We start from the raw sequence: 2060 nt of genomic DNA, 5'->3' as shown, positions 1-2060 counted from the left end.
CGGCTTTGCCCTGAGCGCCTTGCAGCAGAACATCAACCTGTTCTATACGCCGACGCAGATCGCCAACGGCGAGGCGCCGCAGGATACCCGTATCCGTGCCGGTGGCATGGTCGAAAAAGGCTCGGTGCAGCGTTCGGCCGACTCGCTCGACGTGCGCTTCGTGGTCACCGACTTCAACAAGTCGGTGCCGATCACCTACCGTGGCATCCTCCCCGACCTGTTCCGCGAAGGGCAGGGCATCGTTGCCCTGGGCAAGCTCAATGCCGAGGGTGTGGTGGTGGCCGATGAAGTGCTGGCCAAGCATGACGAAAAATACATGCCGCCCGAGGTCACCAAGGCCCTGAAAGAAAGCGGCCAAGCCGCCGCCGGCGCGGAGGCCAAGCCATGAACGCGGCACTGGTGATACCCGAACTCGGCCAGTTGGCGATGATCCTGGCCATCTGCTTCGCCGCCGTGCAGGCCAGTGTGCCGCTGTTAGGCGCCTGGCGCGGCGACAGCCTGTGGATGAGCCTGGCACGCCCGGCGGCCTGGGGGCAGTTCGCCTTCCTGACCTTTGCTTTTGCCTGTCTCACCCATGCCTTCATGACCGACAACTTCTCGGTCGCCTACGTCGCCAGCAACTCCAACAGCGCCTTGCCGTGGTACTTCAAGTTCAGTGCCGTGTGGGGCGCGCACGAGGGGTCGTTGCTGCTGTGGGCGTTGATCCTGGGCGGCTGGACCTTCGCCGTGTCGGTGTTCTCGCGCCAGCTGCCGCAAGTGATGTTGGCCCGTGTGCTGGCGGTAATGGGCATGATAAGCGTGGGCTTCCTGAGCTTTTTGATCATCACCTCCAACCCGTTCCAGCGCCTGCTGCCGCAAGTGCCGACCGATGGCCGTGACCTCAACCCGTTGCTGCAGGACATCGGCCTGATCGTCCACCCGCCGATGCTGTACATGGGCTACGTGGGCTTCTCGGTGGCCTTTGCCTTCGCCATCGCCGCCTTGCTTGGCGGGCGCCTTGATGCCGCCTGGGCACGCTGGTCGCGGCCGTGGACCATCGTCGCCTGGGCCTTCCTTGGCGTGGGCATCACCCTGGGCTCGTGGTGGGCTTACTACGAGCTGGGTTGGGGCGGCTGGTGGTTCTGGGACCCGGTGGAAAACGCCTCGTTCATGCCTTGGCTGGTGGGCACGGCCTTGATCCACTCGCTGGCGGTGACCGAGAAGCGTGGCGTGTTCAAGAGCTGGACCGTGCTGTTGGCGATCGCAGCCTTCTCACTGAGCCTGCTGGGCACCTTCCTGGTCCGTTCCGGGGTGCTGACCTCCGTGCATGCCTTTGCCGCTGACCCGTCACGCGGCGTGTTCATCCTGATCTTCCTGCTGTTCGTGGTGGGGGGGTCGCTAACCCTGTTCGCCCTGCGTGCGCCGGTGGTCAAGAGCCAGGTCGGCTTTGCCCTGTGGTCGCGCGAGACGCTGCTGTTGGCCAATAACCTGGTGCTGGTGGTGGCGGCTTCGATGATCCTTTTGGGCACCCTGTACCCCTTGGTGCTCGATGCCCTCACTGGGGCCAAGCTGTCGGTCGGCCCGCCGTACTTCGATGCGTTGTTCCTGCCGCTGATGGCACTGCTGATGGTGGTGCTTGGGGTGGGCGTGGTGGTGCGCTGGAAGGACACGCCCGGCAAATGGCTGGCAAGCATGATGACCCCGGTACTGATCGGCAGCGCAGTGCTCGCCCCGGTCGCCGGCTTCATCGTCGACGACTTCGACTGGCCCACGCTGACGGCCTTTGCCCTGGCGGCCTGGGTCGTACTCAGCGGGTTGCGTGATGTGCTCGACAAGACCCGCCACAAGGGCCTGGCCAAAGGCATGCGCGGCCTTACCCGCAGCTACTGGGGCATGCAGTTGGCACACCTGGGCCTGGCGGTGTGCGCACTGGGCGTGGTGTTGTCGAGCAACAACAGTGCCGAACGCGACCTGCGCATGGCGCCGGGCGAAAGCGGGGAGCTGGGCGGTGATCACGTCCTGTGCCAGGGTGCCAAGCGCTTCGAGGGGCCGAACTTCATCTCCGCCAAGGGGACAGTGGT

General features: G+C 65.0%; 2 protein-coding genes. Both read left to right on the top strand.

Annotated features, from left to right (window positions below; all coding sequences use genetic code 11):
* Positions 1 to 388: cytochrome c maturation protein CcmE (gene ccmE, locus MFF34_RS27640; protein WP_238217766.1), on the top strand; the 388-nt coding region annotated here is incomplete at its 5' end.
* Positions 389 to 399: 11 nt separating this feature from the next.
* Positions 400 to 2060: heme lyase CcmF/NrfE family subunit (locus tag MFF34_RS27635; protein ID WP_238217768.1), on the top strand; the 1661-nt coding region annotated here is incomplete at its 3' end.

Origin of the sequence: Pseudomonas sp. PAGU 2196 (assembly GCF_022179005.1) — a bacterium.
GTDB lineage: Bacteria > Pseudomonadota > Gammaproteobacteria > Pseudomonadales > Pseudomonadaceae > Aquipseudomonas > Aquipseudomonas kermanshahensis.
Note: the sequence above shows the minus strand (reverse complement) of the source record. Positions and strands in the feature narration are given on the sequence as shown.